General features: G+C 66.4%; 19 protein-coding genes and 1 pseudogene. 17 read left to right on the top strand and 3 right to left on the bottom strand.

Annotation, left to right across the window (positions count from 1 at the left end):
- The first annotated feature begins 46 nt into the window (after window positions 1–46).
- Window positions 47–2,047 carry an acyl-CoA dehydrogenase family protein gene (locus ACWRN3_RS21310; RefSeq protein WP_476741843.1) on the top strand — a complete coding sequence of 667 codons (2,001 nt, stop codon included), beginning with the start codon at window positions 47–49 and terminating at the stop codon, window positions 2,045–2,047.
- A gap of 64 nt (window positions 2,048–2,111) precedes the next feature.
- Complete coding sequence (locus ACWRN3_RS21305; RefSeq protein WP_476741842.1) at window positions 2,112–2,960, top strand: TIGR04086 family membrane protein; 849 nt, start codon at window positions 2,112–2,114, stop codon at window positions 2,958–2,960.
- Here the strand turns inward: ACWRN3_RS21305 and ACWRN3_RS21300 are convergent, their stop codons facing one another.
- Complete coding sequence (locus ACWRN3_RS21300; RefSeq protein ID WP_476741841.1) at window positions 2,961–3,359, bottom strand: YchJ family protein; 399 nt, start codon at window positions 3,357–3,359, stop codon at window positions 2,961–2,963.
- Window positions 3,360–3,528: 169 nt separating this feature from the next.
- On the opposite strand from ACWRN3_RS21300, the gene ACWRN3_RS21295 reads away from it, so the two are divergent.
- The 4 genes from ACWRN3_RS21295 (at window position 3,529) to ACWRN3_RS21280 (ending at window position 7,295) form a co-directional block, all read left to right on the top strand.
- Window positions 3,529–4,179 carry a hypothetical protein gene (locus tag ACWRN3_RS21295; RefSeq protein ID WP_476741840.1) on the top strand — a complete coding sequence of 217 codons (651 nt, stop codon included), beginning with the start codon at window positions 3,529–3,531 and terminating at the stop codon, window positions 4,177–4,179.
- A gap of 39 nt (window positions 4,180–4,218) precedes the next feature.
- On the top strand, window positions 4,219–5,223 hold the full coding sequence (locus tag ACWRN3_RS21290; protein ID WP_255173651.1) for an aldo/keto reductase family protein: 1,005 nt from the start codon (window positions 4,219–4,221) through the stop codon (window positions 5,221–5,223).
- Window positions 5,224–6,093 carry an SDR family oxidoreductase gene (locus tag ACWRN3_RS21285; RefSeq protein WP_476741839.1) on the top strand — a complete coding sequence of 290 codons (870 nt, stop codon included), beginning with the start codon at window positions 5,224–5,226 and terminating at the stop codon, window positions 6,091–6,093.
- Between the two features lie 86 nt (window positions 6,094–6,179).
- Entirely contained in the window at window positions 6,180–7,295 is a 1,116-nt protein-coding gene (locus tag ACWRN3_RS21280) for a sulfite oxidase (RefSeq protein WP_476741838.1), read from the top strand.
- 9 nt (window positions 7,296–7,304) lie between these two features.
- On the opposite strand, the gene ACWRN3_RS21275 is transcribed toward ACWRN3_RS21280, so the two are convergent.
- Window positions 7,305–7,733 carry a hypothetical protein gene (locus ACWRN3_RS21275; RefSeq protein WP_476741837.1) on the bottom strand — a complete coding sequence of 143 codons (429 nt, stop codon included), beginning with the start codon at window positions 7,731–7,733 and terminating at the stop codon, window positions 7,305–7,307.
- An 85-nt stretch (window positions 7,734–7,818) separates the two neighbouring features.
- On the opposite strand from ACWRN3_RS21275, the gene ACWRN3_RS21270 reads away from it, so the two are divergent.
- On the top strand, window positions 7,819–8,202 hold the full coding sequence (locus tag ACWRN3_RS21270) for an RNA-binding S4 domain-containing protein (RefSeq protein WP_142070227.1): 384 nt from the start codon (window positions 7,819–7,821) through the stop codon (window positions 8,200–8,202).
- 16 nt (window positions 8,203–8,218) lie between these two features.
- Here the strand turns inward: ACWRN3_RS21270 and ACWRN3_RS21265 are convergent, their stop codons facing one another.
- Window positions 8,219–8,731 carry a hypothetical protein gene (locus tag ACWRN3_RS21265; RefSeq protein ID WP_476741836.1) on the bottom strand — a complete coding sequence of 171 codons (513 nt, stop codon included), beginning with the start codon at window positions 8,729–8,731 and terminating at the stop codon, window positions 8,219–8,221.
- Window positions 8,732–8,989: 258 nt separating this feature from the next.
- On the opposite strand from ACWRN3_RS21265, the gene ACWRN3_RS21260 reads away from it, so the two are divergent.
- The 10 genes and pseudogenes from ACWRN3_RS21260 to ACWRN3_RS21215 all read left to right on the top strand — a co-directional run.
- The gene (locus tag ACWRN3_RS21260; protein WP_476741835.1) at window positions 8,990–10,225 is read left to right on the top strand and encodes an HNH endonuclease; all 1,236 of its coding nucleotides are present in this window, start codon (window positions 8,990–8,992) and stop codon (window positions 10,223–10,225) included.
- Window positions 10,212–11,093: a cytochrome c oxidase assembly protein gene (locus ACWRN3_RS21255; RefSeq protein ID WP_476741834.1), complete on the top strand. Its 882-nt coding sequence runs from the start codon at window positions 10,212–10,214 to the stop codon at window positions 11,091–11,093. The genes ACWRN3_RS21260 and ACWRN3_RS21255 overlap by 14 nt, the downstream gene beginning before the upstream one ends.
- A 128-nt stretch (window positions 11,094–11,221) precedes the next feature.
- The gene (locus tag ACWRN3_RS21250; RefSeq protein ID WP_159629723.1) at window positions 11,222–11,839 is read left to right on the top strand and encodes a uracil-DNA glycosylase family protein; all 618 of its coding nucleotides are present in this window, start codon (window positions 11,222–11,224) and stop codon (window positions 11,837–11,839) included.
- Between the two features lie 153 nt (window positions 11,840–11,992).
- Entirely contained in the window at window positions 11,993–13,105 is a 1,113-nt protein-coding gene (locus ACWRN3_RS21245; protein ID WP_476741833.1) for a thermonuclease family protein, read from the top strand.
- Window positions 13,106–13,215: 110 nt separating this feature from the next.
- Entirely contained in the window at window positions 13,216–13,974 is a 759-nt protein-coding gene (locus tag ACWRN3_RS21240) for a phosphatase PAP2 family protein (RefSeq protein WP_324643486.1), read from the top strand.
- 9 nt (window positions 13,975–13,983) lie between these two features.
- Window positions 13,984–14,634 carry a DedA family protein gene (locus tag ACWRN3_RS21235; protein WP_476741832.1) on the top strand — a complete coding sequence of 217 codons (651 nt, stop codon included), beginning with the start codon at window positions 13,984–13,986 and terminating at the stop codon, window positions 14,632–14,634.
- A gap of 41 nt (window positions 14,635–14,675) precedes the next feature.
- Window positions 14,676–15,386, top strand: a complete 711-nt coding sequence (locus ACWRN3_RS21230) for a FadR/GntR family transcriptional regulator (RefSeq protein ID WP_255173660.1) — start codon at window positions 14,676–14,678, stop codon at window positions 15,384–15,386.
- A 29-nt stretch (window positions 15,387–15,415) separates the two neighbouring features.
- Window positions 15,416–16,462 (top strand): asparaginase, encoded by a 1,047-nt coding sequence (locus tag ACWRN3_RS21225; RefSeq protein ID WP_476741831.1) that lies wholly within the window; start codon window positions 15,416–15,418, stop codon window positions 16,460–16,462.
- Between the two features lie 7 nt (window positions 16,463–16,469).
- A complete protein-coding gene (locus ACWRN3_RS21220) occupies window positions 16,470–17,891 on the top strand; it encodes an aspartate ammonia-lyase (RefSeq protein ID WP_255173662.1) in 1,422 nt (473 codons plus the stop codon).
- Window positions 17,892–17,918: 27 nt separating this feature from the next.
- A pseudogene (locus ACWRN3_RS21215) lies at window positions 17,919–18,075 on the top strand (amino acid permease); the annotation flags it as partial.

Genomic DNA, 18,075 nt, shown 5'->3' with positions numbered 1-18,075 from the left:
GGCGGATCCATGGCTACACCGGCCAATCCGGCCAAGGAGATAACCCATGACCTCCGCAACTGACAGCCAGGCCAAAGACGCCCCGGCTGAAGAAACCCCCATCCCCGCCGGAAACATCGGCGCCGGTGCTACCGCCGAAGATGCCCGGGCCGTCGCCGAGGCCGCCCGGGAAACAGGCTGGGACCGCCCCAGCTTCGCCAAGGGCCTCTATCTGGGCAATTTCGACCTGGACCTGGTCCACCCGTGGCCCGCCGCGGACCCCGCCTCCGTGGACCGGGGCGAGGCGTTCATGTCCCGCCTCACCGAGTTCGCAAAAACCATGTCCGGCCGCGTCATCGAACGGGATGCGAAGATTCCGGACGAGTACATCAAGGGCCTGGCGGACCTGGGTGTCTTCGGGATGAAGATCCCGGAGGAGTACGGGGGGCTGGGCCTCTCCCTGGTGTACTACGGCCGGGCCCTCGCCCTGCTGGGCAGCGTGCACCCCAGCCTTGGTGCCCTCATCTCCGCCCACCAGTCCATCGGCGTGCCGGAGCCCGTCAAAGTCTTCGGCACGCCCGAACAGAAGCGCGAGTACCTGCCGCGGTGTGCCGCAGGCGCCATCACGGCCTTCCTCCTCACCGAACCGGACGTCGGGAGCGACCCTGCCCGCCTGGGCAGCACGGCAACGCCAACGGACGACGGCGACGCGTACCTTTTGGACGGCGTGAAACTTTGGACCACCAACGGCGTAATCGCCGAACTGGTGGTGGTCATGGCGGTGGTCCCGGCGCATACCGATGCGCACGGCACCAGGCACAAGGGCGGTATCAGCGCCTTCGTGGTGGAGATGGATTCTCCCGGCATCACGGTGGAGAACCGCAACGCGTTCATGGGCCTGCGGGGCATCGAGAACGGCGTGACCCGCTTCCACCAGGTCCGGGTGCCCGCCGCCAACCGGCTGGGCCGCGAGGGCCAGGGCCTGAAGATCGCGCTCACCACGCTCAACACCGGCCGCCTCGCGCTGCCCGCGCTGTGCGTGGCGTCCGGGCGATGGAGCCTGAAAATCGCCCGGGAATGGTCCAATGCACGCACCCAGTGGGGCAGACCCGTGGGCGAACACGAGGCCGTGGGCAAGAAAATTGCCTTCATCGCGGCCTCGGCCTTTGCCCTGGACGCCGTATTTGAACTGTCCGCCGAACTTGCCGATGCCGGGCAGAAGGACGTCCGCATCGAAGCGGCGCTCGCAAAGCTTTGGGCCACGGAGATCAGCTGCCGGATCGCCGACGAGCTGGTCCAGATCCGGGGCGGGCGGGGATTCGAAACGGCCGAGTCACTGGCCGCCCGCGGGGAACGTGCAGTGCCGGCGGAGCAACAGCTGCGGGACCTCCGCATCAACAGGATCTTCGAAGGTTCCTCCGAAATCATGCGGCTGCTGATTGCACGGGAAGCCGTGGACGCGCACCTTGCCGCCGCGGGCGATCTTGCCTCCCTGGATGCGAGCTTGGCCGACAAGGCAAAGGCCGCCGTCGGCGCTTCCGGCTTCTACGCCAAGTGGCTGCCCAAGCTGGTGGCGGGGGCCGGCATGGACCCCCGCTCGTATGGTGAGTTCGGCAGGCTGGCCAGACACCTTCGCTTCGTTGAACGCTCGTCGCGGCGGCTGGCGCGGCAAACCTTCTACGGCATGGGCCGGTGGCAGGCCAAGCTCGAACGCAAGCAGGCGTTCCTGGGCCGCGTCGTGGACATCGGCGCGGAACTGTTTGCCATGACAGCGTGCTGCTCCCGGGCCGAGATGCTCCTCAAGACCTCCCCTGACAAGGCCGCCGGCGCCTATGAGCTCGCCGACGCTTATTGCGAGCAGGCGAGGGTGCGCGTGGACGAATACTTCGACCAGCTGTGGCGCAACACGGACGACGCCGACCAAACACTGACGCGCAAGGTCCTCGCCGGCGATTATGAATGGCTGGAAGTGGGGGTCCTGGACCAGTCCGAAGGCACCGGTCCCTGGATCGCAGATGCTTCCCCGGGACCTTCCGCCAAAGAGGACCTTCACCGGAAGTACCGGTAAAACCGCAGGTCACAAAATAGTAAGCACGCTTGCTATCACCCGGGGCGGGTGGTTGAGTTGAGCCATGAGCAGCTCAACGGACCCAGAGAACCTGCCTCCCCGCCGTGCCCGGGAGGATGAAACCACCCGGGGCGGAAGCCACCGGGAAGCAGCCGCGGATGATGCCGCCACGCGCTCGATGGACCAGGCACCGGTTCGCCCAAGGGACCGCGACCGGGACGTGGACCGGGACTACGTGGCGCCGACGGCGGAGCGGACGTATGAACCCGCCCCGACTACGGCGACACCTGTGGTGGCGCCCGTGGCGGACCCAACGCTGGCAAACCGGGAAACCGCCGTGGCGCGCCAGAAGGAGCGGTTCGGGGGCATCAAGGTTGGCTCTGCCTTCTTTGGCTGGCTGACCGCCACCGGCATGGCCGTCCTGCTGACCGCACTGGTGGCAGCAGCCGGGACCGCCGTGGGCCTTGCCAGCAACACGGACGTCAACCAGGCCGTGAACCAGGCGGCGCAGAACAGCGGCACCGTTGGACTGGTGGGAATCATTGTTCTGCTGGTGATCCTGTTCCTCTCCTATTACTGCGGCGGCTACGTGGCAGGCCGGATGGCGCGCTTCAACGGCGCCAAGCAGGGGCTCATGGTGTGGGTGTGGGCGTTGATCGCGGCCATCGTGGTGGCCGTGCTGGGACTCGTGGCGGGGCAGCAGTTCAACGTCCTGGCCAACCTGAACAGCTTTCCGCGCATCCCGATCAATGAGGGACAGCTCACCACCACCAGCATCATCGCCGCGGTCGTCGTTGCCGTGGTGGCCCTCGTGGGTGCGGTGCTGGGTGGCCTGGCGGGCATGCGGTTCCACCGGAAGGTTGACCGTGCCGGGTTCACCCCGGACAGCGAGTTTTACGACGACGAGGAGTAGTCAGGCGAGGATGTCGCCGTCCACGTACAGCCAGTGTCCGCCCTCCCGGACGAACCGGCTGTTCTCATGAAGGACGCCGCGCTCCTTGCCGTGCCGGTAGAACGCCTTGAATTCCACGGTCCCTTCCGTGTCGAAGGGGCCGCCGTTGCCGGTGGCCACGATGTCCAGGCGGCGCCATTCCATGGCAGGGTCCAGGTCCAGGGCTGCCGGCGCGGTGGACGGATGGTGTGTGCGCAGCAGGTAGGCCTCGTCCAGCAAGGCAAAGGCGCTGTACCGGGACCGCATCAGCTGTTCCGCCGTTGCGGCCTCCGCCCTGCCGGAATGGAACCGGCCACAGCACGCCGCGTAGGGATCTCCGGACAGACATATGCAGTTTGCGGAATCTATTGATGCGGTCACCCGGTGATGCTGTCATATCGGGTAACAGCTTTGCTACAACCTGGCACCGCGCCCTGCCCACCCGGGCACGGCCGGACAAAAATCCGTATGGTGGAGAAGGAACTTTGCGCCCGGCCCTGTGCGCCGGACGCAGGCCCAGGATGTGGATGTTGGCCAGAGAGGAGAAGACGTGGAGAACCCGGACACTCTCGTCCTCAACCTGACCTTCCTGGGCACGATGGGCGTGGCTCTCCTGATGTTCCTGGTCCTCTTCCTGCTCGGAGTTATTACCCTGGTCCTCGCGGGTTTGGGGCGCCTCACGGCCGTCGTGCTGATGACGCTGCTCGGGCGGGCGCCAGGCAAACGGGATTCTGCCGGTTTCGCCGGGACACCCGCCCAGCAGGTGCACCCCCGGATGACGTTCCGGGAACGTGCCGCCGCGCTGAAGCCGGACCGCCTGAAAGACTCGCTGCGCACCGCCGTCGTACGCCATCCGAAACTTGCCGCAGCCCGCCCTGAACCGCAGGTTCTCGCCGAAGACTGGGCCTCCGCCGTGGCGGAGGCTGACAAGCGCGCCCAGGCCAGGGCGCGCGCGGCTGCGCCGGAAATCAAACTGTCCGTGCGGGATCTTCCGGATCCGGCCGTGCCTGCGGACAAGGTCTCCGAGGTAGCACCGCTCGTGGAATCCGCCCTGCACAACCACCGGCCGCCGCACGAGATGCCGCGGTCCTTCAAGAAGCCCCAGCCGCTGCATCCGATGCCGCCGCTGGACACCGGGTCCCTCGTTTCCCTGGCCGGCCCGCAGCAGGTGCTCAAGGAGCAGGCCAAGGAGAATGGCTAAGCCCTTACCTCGGGCAACCATGTGGGTTAGCGTGAACACATGGAATTCAGATACCTCGGAAACAGCGGCTTCAAAGTCTCGGAAATTACGTTCGGCAACTGGCTGACCCACGGCTCCCAGGTGGAAAACGACGTCGCAACCCAGTGCGTGCGCGCGGCCCTCGATGCCGGCATCAGCACCTTCGACACGGCGGACGTCTACGCCAACACAGCCGCGGAAACCGTCCTGGGCCAGGCCCTGAAGGATGAGCGCCGCGAGTCCCTGGAGATCTTCACCAAGGTTTTTGGCCCCACCGGCCCCAAGGGCAAGAACGATCTTGGCCTGTCCCGCAAGCACATCATGGAATCCATCAACGGTTCGCTGCGCCGGCTGCAGACCGACTACGTGGACCTCTACCAGGCCCACCGCTACGACTTCGAAACACCGCTGGAAGAAACCATGCAGGCGTTCGCGGACATCGTCCGGCAGGGCAAGGCGCTGTACATCGGCGTGAGTGAATGGACCGCGGAACAGCTCCGCGAGGGCCACAGGCTGTCCAGGGAACTGGGCTTCCAGCTCATCTCCAACCAGCCGCAGTACTCCATGCTCTGGCGCGTGATCGAGGCCGAGGTGGTCCCGGCGTCGGAAGAGCTGGGCGTGTCCCAGATTGTCTGGTCGCCCATGGCCCAGGGTGTCCTCAGCGGCAAGTATTTGCCCGGCCAGCCCGCCCCCGAAGGCAGCCGCGCCACGGATGAAAAGGGCGGCGCCAAAATGATCCAGCGGTGGATGCGCGACGACGTCCTGGCAGCCGTGCAGGAACTGAAGCCGATTGCCCAAGAAGCCGGGCTCACCATGCCGCAGCTCGCTGTGGCATGGGTGCTGCAGAACCCCAACGTGGCGTCCGCCATCGTGGGCGCCTCCCGTCCCGAGCAGATTGCCGACAGCGTGGGCGCGGCCGGCGTGAAGCTGGAGGCGGAGGTCCTCAAGCGGATCGACGACGCCGTCGGTGGCCTCGCCGAACGCGACCCCGCACAGACCAAGTCGCCGGCCACCCGGGAAGCCTAAGTGGCGTCCCCGACGGAACTGCCGGACCTGCCGGACCTCGCTGTCACCGGATCCACCGGAGGCCTGGGCGGAATGGTGGCACGGCAACTTGCCGCGTCCGGTTTCGCCCAGCGCCTGCTGGTGCGCGACGCCGCACGGGCCCCGCAGCTGGATGATGCGCATCCGGTGGTGTGTTCCTACGGGGACGGCGCCGCCTCCCGCCAGGCGCTGGACGGCGCGAAAGTCCTGTTCATGGTGTCCGCCGCCGAGGCCGAAGACCGGCTGCAGCAGCACTACGCATTCGTGGACGCTGCTGCGGCTGCCGGGGTGGAGCACGTGGTGTACACCTCCTTCTACGGGGCGGCACCGGATGCCACCTTCACCCTGGCCAGGGACCACTACGCCACGGAGGAGCGGATCAAGGCGTCCGGGATGGCGTACACCTTCCTGCGCGACAACTTTTACCTCGACTTCCTGCCGTTGATGACCGGCGACGACGGCGTGATCCGGGGTCCTGCCGGGGATGGCGTTTTCTCCGGGGTAGCCCGGGAGGACGTTGCCCGCAGCGCCCACGCCGTGCTGCGGGATCCTGCCATCCACAAGGGCAAGACCTACCACCTGACCGGCCCGGAGGAACTGAGCATGGCGCAGGCCGCCGAGGTGCTGAGCGCCGGCACGGGGCGGACGGTGCGCTACCAGCCGGAGACGGTGGAGGAAGCCTACGCGTCCCGGGCTTCCTACGGCGCGCCGCAGTGGCAGCTGGACGCGTGGGTCAGCACCTATACGGCGATGGCGGCGGGCGAGATGGCAGGGCTTTCGCCGGATGTGCATGGACTGACCGGGCAGGACCCCATCAGCCTGGCCGAGTTCCTGACCCGGCCGGTGCTGTAGCCCGGTTAATTTCATTGACGGGCGGGTTGGCCCGGCGTAGACCTGTGGCGGGGGGCCTTTAGTCCGCCGAGCAGAATCGCACCGCCATGAATCCCAGCAACCAACAGTCCACCCGGCAGGAGCCGGCACACGCTCCGGCGCCGGCTGCAGAGCCTTCCTCCGGCCCGCTCACCCAGGAGGAACTGCAGCTCGCCGCCCGCAACCATTCCATGCCGCTGGAGGCACTGCGCCGCGAGGTCACGCCGCCCGGACTCCATTACGTCCTCACGCACTTCGACATTCCCGACCTGGACGTTTCCTCCTGGCACCTGCGGATCGGCGGTGCGGTGGAACGTGCCCTTGAGCTGAGCATGGCCGCGCTTCGCCGCGACCCGGCCATCACTGTGCCCGTCACCCTTGAGTGCGCGGGCAATGGCAGGTCGCTCCTGGAGCCGCGGCCCCTCAGCCAACCCTGGGTCCTGGAGGCGGTGGGGACCGCACAGTGGACCGGTGTGCCGCTTGCCTATCTCCTGGGCAAGGCCGGTGTGCTGCCGGACGCGGCGGAGGTGGTGTTCACCGGGGCCGATGCCGGGGTGCAGGGCGGCGTCCCCCAGCGCTACGCACGCAGCCTGCCGATTCGCGAGGCCCTGCGTCCCGACGTCGTCCTTGCCTACAAAATGAACGGAGCCGTTCTGCCGCCGCAGCATGGTTACCCATTGCGGCTGGTGGTCCCGGGCTGGTACGGGATGGCCAGCGTCAAGTGGCTGGAGTCCATCGAGGTGGCCAGGGCGCCGTTCACCGGGTTCCAGCAACAGGTTGCCTACCGCTACCAGAGCTCCGCGGACGACGGCGGGAGCCCGGTTTCGCGGATCAGGGTGCGTTCGTTGATGGTCCCGCCGGGGGTCCCGGACTTCTTCACCCGGCGGCGTTTCCTCCGCGCGGGCCCGGTGATGCTGGAGGGCCGGGCATGGTCCGGGGAAGGTGCCGTGACCGCTGTCGAGGTGGGGATTGACGGCACCTGGCTGCACGCCCACCTGGATAAGCCTGCAGGTGGTTTCGCGTGGCGGAGGTGGAGCCTGCCCTGGGTCGCGGACCCGGGCGAACACGTCCTGGCCTGCCGCGCCACGGACATTACCGGTGCCACCCAGCCGCTGGAGCAGAACTGGAACTACCAGGGAATGGGCAACAACGTGGTGCAGCGGGTCAACGTGACGGTGGAATGAAGGCGGTCTTCACAACATGCTTGCCGGCAGCATGACGAGCACCACCAGGGCCAGGATGGACAACCCGACAACAGCGGGGCCGGCCACAAGCATCCACGAAGTGGCCGGGTACCCGCGGTAACCCTTGCCGCGCAATGTACTCATCCAGAGGGCCCCGTAGACGATGCTGGCAATCACGTAGGGAAGGCCCAGAGCGGGAAGTGCCAACCCAACCCAGACGATCCCCTGCAGGAAGGCCACAGTGCTGTCATGGTACAGATCGCCTCCGATCCTCGATGTGGCCATCGTCAGCAGAAGCAACAGGAGCAGGAGCAGGATGCCGGCCAAGACCAGCAGGGTTGTGCGGAAGGCCCGCGCCCAGCCCGGCAATGGCGGCTTCTGCATGGAACCTTGCCGGGAAAGGACATAGTCGTGCTGGTACGGGCTGTGGGGCTCCACGGTGCTCTCTTCCTGGCGGGTCTTCACAGTTTTGCATGAAGCGCGGCATGGGGTGACGCCTGCGGGGCTATACTCGGTGCCAATCATGACCAGCCTCCCATCCGCTCCCGCCAGTGTCCGTATCGATGCGTGGCTGTGGGCCGTCCGCGCCTACAAGACCCGGTCTGCCGCCACTGCAGCCTGCCGCGCAGGGCATGTCCGGCTGAACGGCAACCCCTCCAAGGCTTCGGCAACGCTGGTGACCGGTGATACCGTCACGGTCCGCATGCCAGGCTACGAGCGCATCCTTGAGGTGCGGCGGCTCATTGCCAAACGCGTGGGGGCCGAGGCTGCGTCGCACTGCTTCACCGACCACACTCCCCCGCGGCCCGTCCTTCCGGCGCTTGGGTTGCCGCAGCGCGACCGGGGCGCCGGACGGCCCACCAAGAAGGACCGCCGCGAGATGGAGCGGTTGCGGGGCCCTGCCTAGCGGACGTGCTGCCGCGTCAGGCACCCGCCTTGGTGCGTGCCTGCACCAGGTTGGCGAACGGCAACCGGCCATATTCCTCCACGAAGGCAGCGTGGTAACCCGCTTCTGCGCCGCTCAGCTGGCCGGCCGGCAGTTCCTTCCACGCAACGGCCAGTGATCCCGCGTCAGCGAGCTGCCAGATAAGCCGCCCGTCCCAGTGGCCGGGCGGCTTTCCTTGCCCAAAGTCAACGAACTCCTGGATCTGGCGCCGAAGCCCCCGGTTACCCTTGCTTCCGGGTCCGGCCTTTCCCACGTAGAGAACGACCGCGGCGTCCACCCATTCGGTGGCCAACACGGCTTCGGGGAGGGAAGGGTCCTTCTTCTTGAAGACTCCGGCGGTGCTTTTCGTGAGAAAGCGCGCCTGGAAATCTTCCGGCGCAACGACGGCGAAGATGCCTGTGCCCTGCGGAATCCTCATGGTTTCGAGGTTTCGGATGGGCCGGAATCCGGCGAAGCCTTCGACCTTCAGGCCCTTCCTGGTGAACTGCATAATTCATTGAACAGCATGGCCCGGGCCGTTGCTGCGTTTGCGTTTTCCACATAGGGACTTTGGGTGGCCGGGATTGTCACACCCCGGTGGAAGACTTTGGTCATGGAAGCGGTTTTGGAATCGGTGGCAGTACAACAGGGGGTGCGGTGCGCCGAACCTTCCGCTGTTGGTGCCACGCCATACCCGCCCGCCGCACCGTCCATAGGGGATGTCCTGATCCTGCTCGCGCGCGTTCCGGTCCCTGCGGATGGTGCGGAAATGATCGATCAGATTCGTGGGTTGGAGGACCTGAAGTCGCTGGCGGGTGCCCGGCAGGCTGATACCGCTGTTGCGTTTGATTTATCCCAGCGGCGGGAGCAGGCCGATGCCGGGGTCCCGGCCGACGGGCAGGGCGCCGGGGTCGCGGCGCAGATCGCGTTGGCCCGGCGTGAATCACCGGCGAGGGGTTCCCGGCTGCTGGGCCTGGCCAAAACGTTGGCCGGCATGCCGCACACGTTCGAGGCGTTCCGGACCGGCCTCTTGAATGAGTGGCGGGCCACCCTGATCGTGAAGGGCACCATCTGCCTGTCGGCCCAGGACCGGGCCGCGGTGGATGAAGAACTCGCCGCCGACACCGGAGCCCTGGACGGCCTGGGAGACCGCGCCATCATCGCCGCGGTCCGCGCCGCCGCGTACCGGCGGGACCCATCCTCGGTCGCGAAGCGCGCCAGCCGGGCCGTGGCCGAGCGGTGCGTGAGCCTGCGCCCGGCCCCGGACGCCATGACCTACCTGACCGCGCTGCTCCCCGCCGCCCAGGGCGTCGCCGCCTACGCCGCGTTATGCCGGGACGCCGACACCGCCCGAAGCGGCGGTGATGAGCGGTCCCGGGGGCAGGTCATGGCGGACACCCTCGTCGAACGCGTCACCGGCACCCCCGGCGGGATCAGCGGGGTTCAGATCCAGCTCGTCATGACCGACCGCACCCTCCTCCATGCCGACACCGAACCCGCACGGCTGCCCGGCTACGGCACCATCCCCGCCGAACAGGCACGAAACATCGCCCTCACAGCTCCCGATGACAACGACCTCAACCTCTGGGTCCGACGGCTCTACACCGCCCCCGGCACCGGTGAGCTGGTGGCGATGGACTCCACAGCCCGGCTCTTCCCGGCAGCGCTGAAACGCTTCCTGCAGATCCGGGATGACACCTGCCGGACCCCCTACTGCGACGCCCCGATCAGGCACCACGACCATGTCACGGCCTGGCACCACCGCGGACCCACCACCACCGGAAACGGCCAAGGCCTCTGCGAAGCCTGCAACCACACCAAAGAAACCCCAGGATGGACCGCACAAACCATCCCCGGCCCGCGGCACACCGTGGCAACCACCACCCCAACCGGCCACACCTACCACTCCACAGCACCACCACTCCCCGGAACCCCACCTGCAGGAAGCGCACGGTCATGCAGCTCTCAGGAACGGCGGCTAGCCTTGGCGCGTGCCACCCCTTGAGATCCTTGTTTCTTCCTGGCAGTTCGACTGGGCCGCCGCGGCTTTCGCCGCCGTGGCCGGCGTTCTGTACGGATGGGGAATGCGGTCAGCCGCGCGCCGGGGCCGGGGATGGCCGGTGTGGCGGGCGGTGGCGTTTTACGTCCTTGGCCTGGGCTCATTCATTGTCCTCACGTGTGGGTTCACCGGGGTTTACGGGGGGCAGCAACGGTGGGCCTTCACCATCGAAATATCCCTGCTGCTCTTTGTCGTCCCGCTGCTGATCGGCCTGGGCAAACCCCTAACCCTGGCGCGGGCAGCACTGCCGGCCAAGGGCACAGCAGGCTTGGACAAGGTCCTGTCCAGCAGGCCCGTACGGTTCGTCAGCAATTCATTTGGCGCACCCCTGCTGGGCCTGGCCCTCTTCTCCACGTTCCTCACGCCGGCCTTCTTCACGCTGCGGACCGACCCCCTGGCAGGCGCCCTCCTCACGGTTGGCGTACCGCTGCTGGGCATGCTGATGGCACTGCCGATCATCGAAGAGTCCGACTTCCAGCGCTCCAGCGCCTACCTGACCCTTGAATTCATGTTCGTGTTCATCGAGTTGCTGATCGACGCGGTCCCCGGCATCCTGCTGAGCCTCAACGGCCAGGTGCTCGATCACGTGATGTCCGTTCCCAATCCTCAATGGTGGTTCCGGGACGCGCTCCAGGACCAGCAGTTCGCGGGAAATTTACTGTGGTTCATCTGCGAGGTACTGGACCTGCCGTTGATCATCCTCATGTTCATCCGCTTCTCACGCAGCGACAAGAGGGAAGCAGGCGCCTTCGACGAACTCACCGACGAGCAGTTCGACGAACTTCAAAACCAACACCTGCGTGGGCGGCAGTAACCAGCCCATGCCCGCTGCCCGGCCCCGGAAAGGGAAGTGCGAAATTCGGTGTGCCCACCCTTTCCCGGGGAAGCGTAGAGTGACATAGGACGCCTGATTCTGGACGCCTCGCTGCCAAGGGAGAAATCGTGACGATTGATTGGGACGAAAAAAAGGCCCTGCTACAGGAACCGAATATCGCGAAGGTAACCCAACTTTGCGATGAGCTGATGGAAAAGAAGCCTGGTTCCACTGTCCCCTATATCGACCCCGTCCACGACGAGGACGAATGCAGGATCATCAGCCTCCAAGCCAGCCCCGGCAAAGGGACCGAGTCCGGATTTGTCTCCCACAACAACGACGACGAAGCTGCCCGACGCGCCACACAGATCTATGAGCTGGCCGAGCTGGACCCCCGCTACGTCATGCCCTGGAATGCCTACCCCTGGGTGCGTGAGAGCGGCAGCCCCTCTGCGCTGAGTGTCCAGGAAAAGACTGATGGGCTCCGCCCGTTCCGCCAGTTCCTGAAGATCAATTCCCGTGTTTCGGCCATCATCGCGCACGGCACGGACGCGTCCACGTTCCTGACGCTCTTTGAGAAGACCTATCACTCATCGCTGAAGAACAGCGGCATCAAAATTTACAAGGCCTCCGCCCTCGGCGGCAGGGCCTTTGCTGTTTCCGAGGCCAAGCAGGAAGAGCTTCTCGCCAAGAGCGTCGAAACCTACCGTGATGCGATGCAGCGGGCGGGCATCCAGCACCTGTAGCGCGCTCTGCCGCTCAAAAAAACTGCGCGTTCCTTGAGCCTCTCTTGATGAGTCCTTGCTTCTCCATCTCCAGCATTAGTGGAGTAAACACTCAGGATTCTCCGAGGTAGAGCATTCGATCGGCCTCGTTTCCTGAAACTGGGGGAACTTGGCATGAAGAAACTGATAATTGCATCGCTGGCGGCCACTGGCCTGGTCGCAGGGTCATTCGCTGCGGGTGCAGCTGCCAACGCCGGCACCGGCACCGTGGTGCGCGTGGTCGACGGGGATACGGTGGTGGTTTCCATCAACAATGGCGATCACACCATTCGGTTGCTGAATATTGACACCCCTGAAACCAAGGATCCGAACCAACCCGTCGAATGCCTCGGACCGGAGGCCTCAAAGTACCTTGAGGGCCTGCTCCCGAAGGGAACCCAGGTCAGACTCGAGTTCGACGCCGAGCGCCACGACAAGTACGGCAGGACTCTCGCAGGAGTCTTCACAGCCGACGGGTCCCTGGTCAATGCCAAAATTGCGCAGCAGGGACTGGGGATCCCGGTCGAGTACGGCGGCAACAGAAAATTCCTCCCGCCTGTAACAGCCGCATACGAAGAGGCCAGAGCGGCTAAGGCCGGGCTCTTCTCCGAGAGCATTGGCTGTACCCTTCCGGCTCAGTTGGCTGACACAACGAAGGGGCTGGAAACCGCCACCGCGGCTTCCCCAGCAACAACATCTGCCGCGGCGGGTACGGCCGCAGGCGTACTCGCAGCCAAGGTGGCCACGGCGAAGGCACTGCGAAAGGTCCTCAACGGGGACAAAGCAACGGAGCGCGCCCTTCTGTGGGCAGGGCTTTCAACTGCCGTGTTGGCCAAGCACGTATCAAATCTGGATAAGAAAATTACCGCCGCAGAAACGAAGGCGGAAGATACGAAGGCCCTGAAAGCCACCTTGGCCGCGGCAGAGAAGAAAGCCGAGGAGGAGCGTGTGGCGGCTGAAGCAAGGGCGGCTGCCGACCGCAAGGCAGCAGAGGAACGGGCTGCGGCAGAGAAGAAGGCAGCAGACGAGGCTGCTGCGGGCGCGGCTGCGGCAAAAGCTGAAGCCGATGAAGCAGCCCGGAAAGCGGCAGCTGAGGCAGAACGTCTACGCAATCTGCCCGTGCCAGCACCAAACCCGGCACCATACGTTGCGCCAGCCCCGCAAACGTACGTTCCGCCTGCACCCTCCACCAAGTACACCGGGCCGCGCTGCTACGCGCCCGGCGGCAAAACGTGGAGGCCCTGCTGACCATGGCGGACCGCTTCGGTGAGAACCGAGAGCCGGACTGTCAGGGATTTTTCAGGAGCACGTGGGCATACTCGTAGGTACCCTGACCGGCGAAAGAACCAGGCTGAACCTTGACGTCCCACACCAACCGTTCCCCCGAGGCGGCATCCCCAGCAGAGGCTGCGGCCGTACGTATGGCGGCCCTCCCCCAGCTCCGGCACTGGATTGCCGTGCCGGTCACGGCGGCTGTCCTGATCGTGGCTGCCGGCCTGGCGCTGCGGTTTATTCCCGCGCTGACATCCGCAGATATGTCCGTGGATGCCGAGCTGAGCCATGATCACACGGCGCCGCTGACGGGTGTGGCCATGTTCATCAATGTGGTGTTCAGCCCGGCAGGCGGCGTGCTGATGATCGCCGCCCTGTGCCTGTACCTGCTGCTGGTACGCCGCAGCCCCGTGAATGCGGTGGCCACGGGCTTAGTGGCGGCCGGCGGCTGGGTCAGCAGCGAACTGTTCAAAGTACTCGTGGCCAGGCACCGGCCGGACTCCACCGCCCTGTTCAACCCGCTGATCCCCGAACCGGGAACGGACAGCTTCCCGAGCGGACATGTGGCGCTGGCCTCCGCGCTGGCCATCGCCGTCTTCCTGCTGGCCCGCGGCACCAAGTGGCAGCGGCCCGCGGCCATCCTCGGGATCGTCGTGGCGGTTGCCGTCGCATTCTCCCGCGTCTACCTCGGCGTGCACTATCCAACAGATGTCACGGCGTCCTTCCTCACCGCAGCAACCGGTGCGGCGTTCCTGACGGGCTTGTGGAACCGGTTCGGCCTGGCGCTGCTGGCCCGCATACCCTTCCTGGCGAAGCTCGGCCCCGTCCCGGCGCCCCGAGCCTGATCCACTGCCATGACGGGCTTCATTGACGGACTCCTGAACGTCAGCCCGCTCGTGGCGTACATCGCCGTCTTTTGCCTGGTGTTCGCGGAGGACGCCTTGTTCGTAGGCTTCGTCATCCCCGGCGAAACCGCTGCCGTCCTCGGCGGAGTGGTGGCCAGCCGGGGCGAAGTGCAGCTGGGCACCATGATGGCCTTGGTGGTGGCCGCGGCCGTCATTGGCGACAGCGTGGGATACGAGGTGGGCAAGCACCTGGGCGCCCGGCTCATGAAGACAAGGCTGCTGGCCCGCCACTCCGGCAGGCTGGAAAACGCGCAGGACTTCCTCCGGCGCAGAGGCGGGTCCGCCGTGTTCCTGGGCCGCTTCACCGCCTTCTTCCGCGCCGTCATGCCCGCCCTGGCCGGCACGTCCCGGATGCCCTACGGCCGCTTCATCGCCTACAACGCTGCGGGCGGCGTGGCCTGGGGCGTCGGCTTCGTCCTGCTGGGCTTCCTCGCAGGCAACTCCTACGAGACCGTGGCCCAGGCAGTGGGCCGGGACCTCGCCGTCGTGATCGCCTTAGTGGCAGTGGCGGCACTCATCGCCTGGCATGTCCGTTCACGACGGCGGCAGCAACGGCGGCGCAAGGCCAACCAGCGGCAGGACAATGCCCCGAATTCATAGGAGGGTTTGACAGCAACTGTGACCAGTGCCATATTTAAGGCGTGAACCTGTCAGACAGCCGGACAGCAGGACAGCCTGCATCGTTCCGTCCCCTTGCCCGGCTGAGCGCTGCCGAGGCGGTGTTCAACGCCATCCGCCAGGACATCGAATCGGGCAGCATCCCGGTGGGGAGCAAACTCAGCTCGGAGGCCACCCTTTCGCAGCAGTACGGAGTAAGCCGCTCGGTGATCCGGGAAGCCCTCCGCTCCTGCACCGCCCTGGGCCTGACGGTAACCCGGACCGGCAAGGGCACCTTTGTCATTGCCAGCAAGGTGGCCAACGACCTCACCTTGGGCCAGTACTCCGCCCGTGACCTTACCGAAGCCCGCCCCCACATCGAAATTCCCGCCGCCGGACTTGCCGCAGAGCGTCGAACGGAGGAGGAACTGGACACCCTCCGCCACATCATGGGTGCCATGGCCACCGAAACGGATCCCGAATCCTGGGTAGCCATGGACTCCAGCTTCCACGCCACCATCGCCCGTGCCAGCGGCAACAAAGTGTTCGCAAGCGTCGTGGCTGACATTCGGGACGCGCTGGCGCATCAATCCGAGACGCTGAACATGGTGGCGGACCGCCAGCATGCCTCCGATATTGAACACCAGCAGATCCTTGCCGCCATCGAGACCGGTTCCGCGGAGGAGGCCCGCGCTGCCATGGCCCACCACCTGGAAGCCGTGGGCGTGGCCCTGGACTCCATCCTCAACAGCTAACAAGATCCAACCAACCTTTCAAGGACCCCATGCCATCCCCCGTGTTTTCTGCTGCCCACACTGCTGCCCCGGCGGGGTTGTCCCTGCCGCAGCACACCCCACTGGTCGCCGCCATCCGTGACGGCCTCGTGGAGAGTGTCCACTACGGCTCCGCGCTTGCGCTCGCGGCTGACGGCTCAGTGGCGGCATCGGCAGGGGACCACCTGGCACCGTTCTACCCCCGGTCAGCGCTCAAGCCCCTCCAGGCAGTGGCCATGGTCCGCGCCGGCCTTGAACTTCCCGCCGACCTCCTGGCACTGGCCGCGGCAAGCCATTCAGGTGCGGCAGCGCACCGCGACGGCGCGCTGCGCATCCTCGAACTGCACGGGCTCGCCCCCACGGACTTGGAGAACAGCACCGACCTGCCCTACGGCACGGCCGAGCGGGAAGACTGGCTCCGCGGCGGCGGCAGCGCTACCCAAATCACCCAGAACTGCTCCGGGAAGCACGCCGCCATGGTGGCCACCTGCATGATCAACGGATGGGCCGTCCAGGGCTACCTCGATCCCTCCCACCCGCTGCAGCAGCTGGCGGCCCGGACCGTCACCGACCTCACCGGCGAGGAGCCGGCCGCCGTCAGCACGGACGGCTGCGGCACTCCCTTGTTCGCCCTCACGCTGCGCGGCATGGCCCGCGCCTTCGGCCGGATCGCCCAGGCCGCCGCGGACGACGACGGCAGCCCCGAAGCCGCCGTCGGCCTCGCCATGCAGCAGCACCCCGGAATGGTGGCTGGCGACGGCCGCGACGTCACCGGGCTGATGCGTCTGCTGCCCGGTGCCGTGGCCAAGGACGGCTTTGAAGGCGTGCAGCTGGTAGGCCTGCCCGACGGCAGCGCCGTGGCCGTCAAGATTTCCGACGGCGGCGACCGCGCCCGGATGCCCGCCACCGTCCGCCTGCTCGAGGCGCTGGGCGTGGATACGGAGCCGCTCGCCGGCATCGCCACGGCCCCGGTGCTGGGCGGCGGCCACGAGGTGGGCCGGCTGCTGGCCACCGACTTCCTGAATCACCTGTCCGCACCCGTCAACGAAGCCCTGTAAGGACACCATGACAACCATCGAAACCGCCGCACCCGCACAGGTCCGGTCCGAGCACGACCTCCTCGGGGACCGGGACGTGCCAGTGCACGCCTACTGGGGCGTTCACACGCTCCGCGCCGTGGAGAACTTTCCCATCACCGGCCAGAAGCTGTCCTCCAACATGCACCTGGTCCGCGGGCTTGCCGCCGTGAAACTGGCCGCCGCCCGCACCAACCGCGAGCTTGGCCTGCTGGACGCCGAACGCGCCGACGCCATCGAGCAGGCATGCCAGGACGTCATGGCCGGCCGGCTGGCCGACCAGTTCGTGGTGGACGTCGTTCAAGGCGGTGCCGGGACGTCGTCGAACATGAACGCCAACGAGGTCATCGCCAACCGGGCGCTGGAAATCCTGGGACACCCCAAGGGCGACTACGCGCGGCTGCACCCCAACGACCACGTCAACCTCAGCCAGTCCACCAACGACGTGTACCCCACGGCCGTGAAGCTCGGCACCATCTTCGCCGCCCGGGAACTGCTGGCAGCACTCGAAGAACTCGAGGACGCCTGCGCTGCCAAGGCCCTGGAATTCCGCACCGTGGTGAAGATGGGCCGCACCCAGCTCCAGGACGCCGTGCCCATGACCCTCGGCCAGGAGTTCGGCAGCTACGCCGTGACCATCGGCGAGGACCGGCTGCGCCTGGCGGAGGCCGAGCTGCTGATCCACGAGATCAATCTCGGCGCCACCGCCATCGGCACGGGCCTGAACGCCCCTGCCGGCTACGCCGCAACAGCCTGCCGGCACCTGGCGGAGATTACCGGGCTGCCGCTGGTGACCGCCGTGGACCTCATTGAAGCCACCCAGGACGTGGGCGCCTTCGTGCACCTGTCCGGCGTGCTCAAGCGCGTGGCCGTCAAGCTGTCCAAGATCTGCAACGACCTGCGCCTGCTCTCCTCCGGCCCGCGTGCCGGCTTCGGCGAAATCAACCTGCCGGCCGTGCAGTCCGGGTCCTCCATCATGCCCGGCAAGATCAACCCGGTCATCCCGGAGGTGGTCTCCCAGGTGGCCTACGAGGTGATCGGCAACGACGTCACCATCACCATGGCCGCCGAGGCCGGACAGCTGCAGCTCAACGCCTTCGAACCGATCATTGTCCACAGCCTCCACAAGAGCATTTCCCACCTCGAGGCAGCCTGCCGCACCCTTACGGCGCGCTGCATCCGTGGAATCACCGCCAACACCGACCACCTGCGCCGCACCGTGGAGCAGTCCATCGGCCTGGTCACCGCATTGAATCCCCACCTCGGTTACGCCACTGCCACCGCCATCGCGCAGGAAGCACTTGCCACCGGCAAGGGCGTGGCCGAGCTCGTCCTCGAACACGGACTTCTCACCGACGCCCAGCTCCAGGAACTCCTGAGCCCCGAACGCCTGGCCAACCTCAGCAAGTAGTCCCCACCTCCCCCAAAGGACACCCCCATGACAAATACTCCCCTTCCAGACCACTTGATTGATGGTGGTCACGCGCATGCGTCCGAGACCTCCCTGCACGCGGAGGACAAGGGTTACCACAAGAACCTCAAGCCGCGGCAGATCCAGATGATCGCGATCGGCGGTGCGATCGGTACCGGCCTGT

The sequence above is a fragment of the Pseudarthrobacter sp. rb genome, assembly GCF_056389225.1.
The sequence above is the reverse complement of the archived record's forward strand: the minus strand, read 5'-3'. Positions and strand labels throughout refer to the sequence as shown.

Excerpts from the sequence above, each read along its gene's own strand:
- ACWRN3_RS21260 (WP_476741835.1), top strand. The coding sequence starts at position 8,990 with ATGATCGATCAGATTCGTGGGTTGGAGGACCTGAAGTCGCTGGCGGGT.
- ACWRN3_RS21225 (WP_476741831.1), top strand. The coding sequence starts at position 15,416 with ATGCCATCCCCCGTGTTTTCTGCTGCCCACACTGCTGCCCCGGCGGGG.
- ACWRN3_RS21245 (WP_476741833.1), top strand. The coding sequence starts at position 11,993 with ATGAAGAAACTGATAATTGCATCGCTGGCGGCCACTGGCCTGGTCGCA.
- ACWRN3_RS21220 (WP_255173662.1), top strand. The coding sequence starts at position 16,470 with ATGACAACCATCGAAACCGCCGCACCCGCACAGGTCCGGTCCGAGCAC.
- ACWRN3_RS21265 (WP_476741836.1), bottom strand. The coding sequence starts at position 8,731 with ATGCAGTTCACCAGGAAGGGCCTGAAGGTCGAAGGCTTCGCCGGATTC.
- ACWRN3_RS21290 (WP_255173651.1), top strand. The coding sequence starts at position 4,219 with ATGGAATTCAGATACCTCGGAAACAGCGGCTTCAAAGTCTCGGAAATT.
- ACWRN3_RS21310 (WP_476741843.1), top strand. The coding sequence starts at position 47 with ATGACCTCCGCAACTGACAGCCAGGCCAAAGACGCCCCGGCTGAAGAA.
- ACWRN3_RS21270 (WP_142070227.1), top strand. The coding sequence starts at position 7,819 with ATGACCAGCCTCCCATCCGCTCCCGCCAGTGTCCGTATCGATGCGTGG.
- ACWRN3_RS21305 (WP_476741842.1), top strand. The coding sequence starts at position 2,112 with ATGAGCAGCTCAACGGACCCAGAGAACCTGCCTCCCCGCCGTGCCCGG.
- ACWRN3_RS21280 (WP_476741838.1), top strand. The coding sequence starts at position 6,180 with ATGAATCCCAGCAACCAACAGTCCACCCGGCAGGAGCCGGCACACGCT.
- ACWRN3_RS21235 (WP_476741832.1), top strand. The coding sequence starts at position 13,984 with ATGACGGGCTTCATTGACGGACTCCTGAACGTCAGCCCGCTCGTGGCG.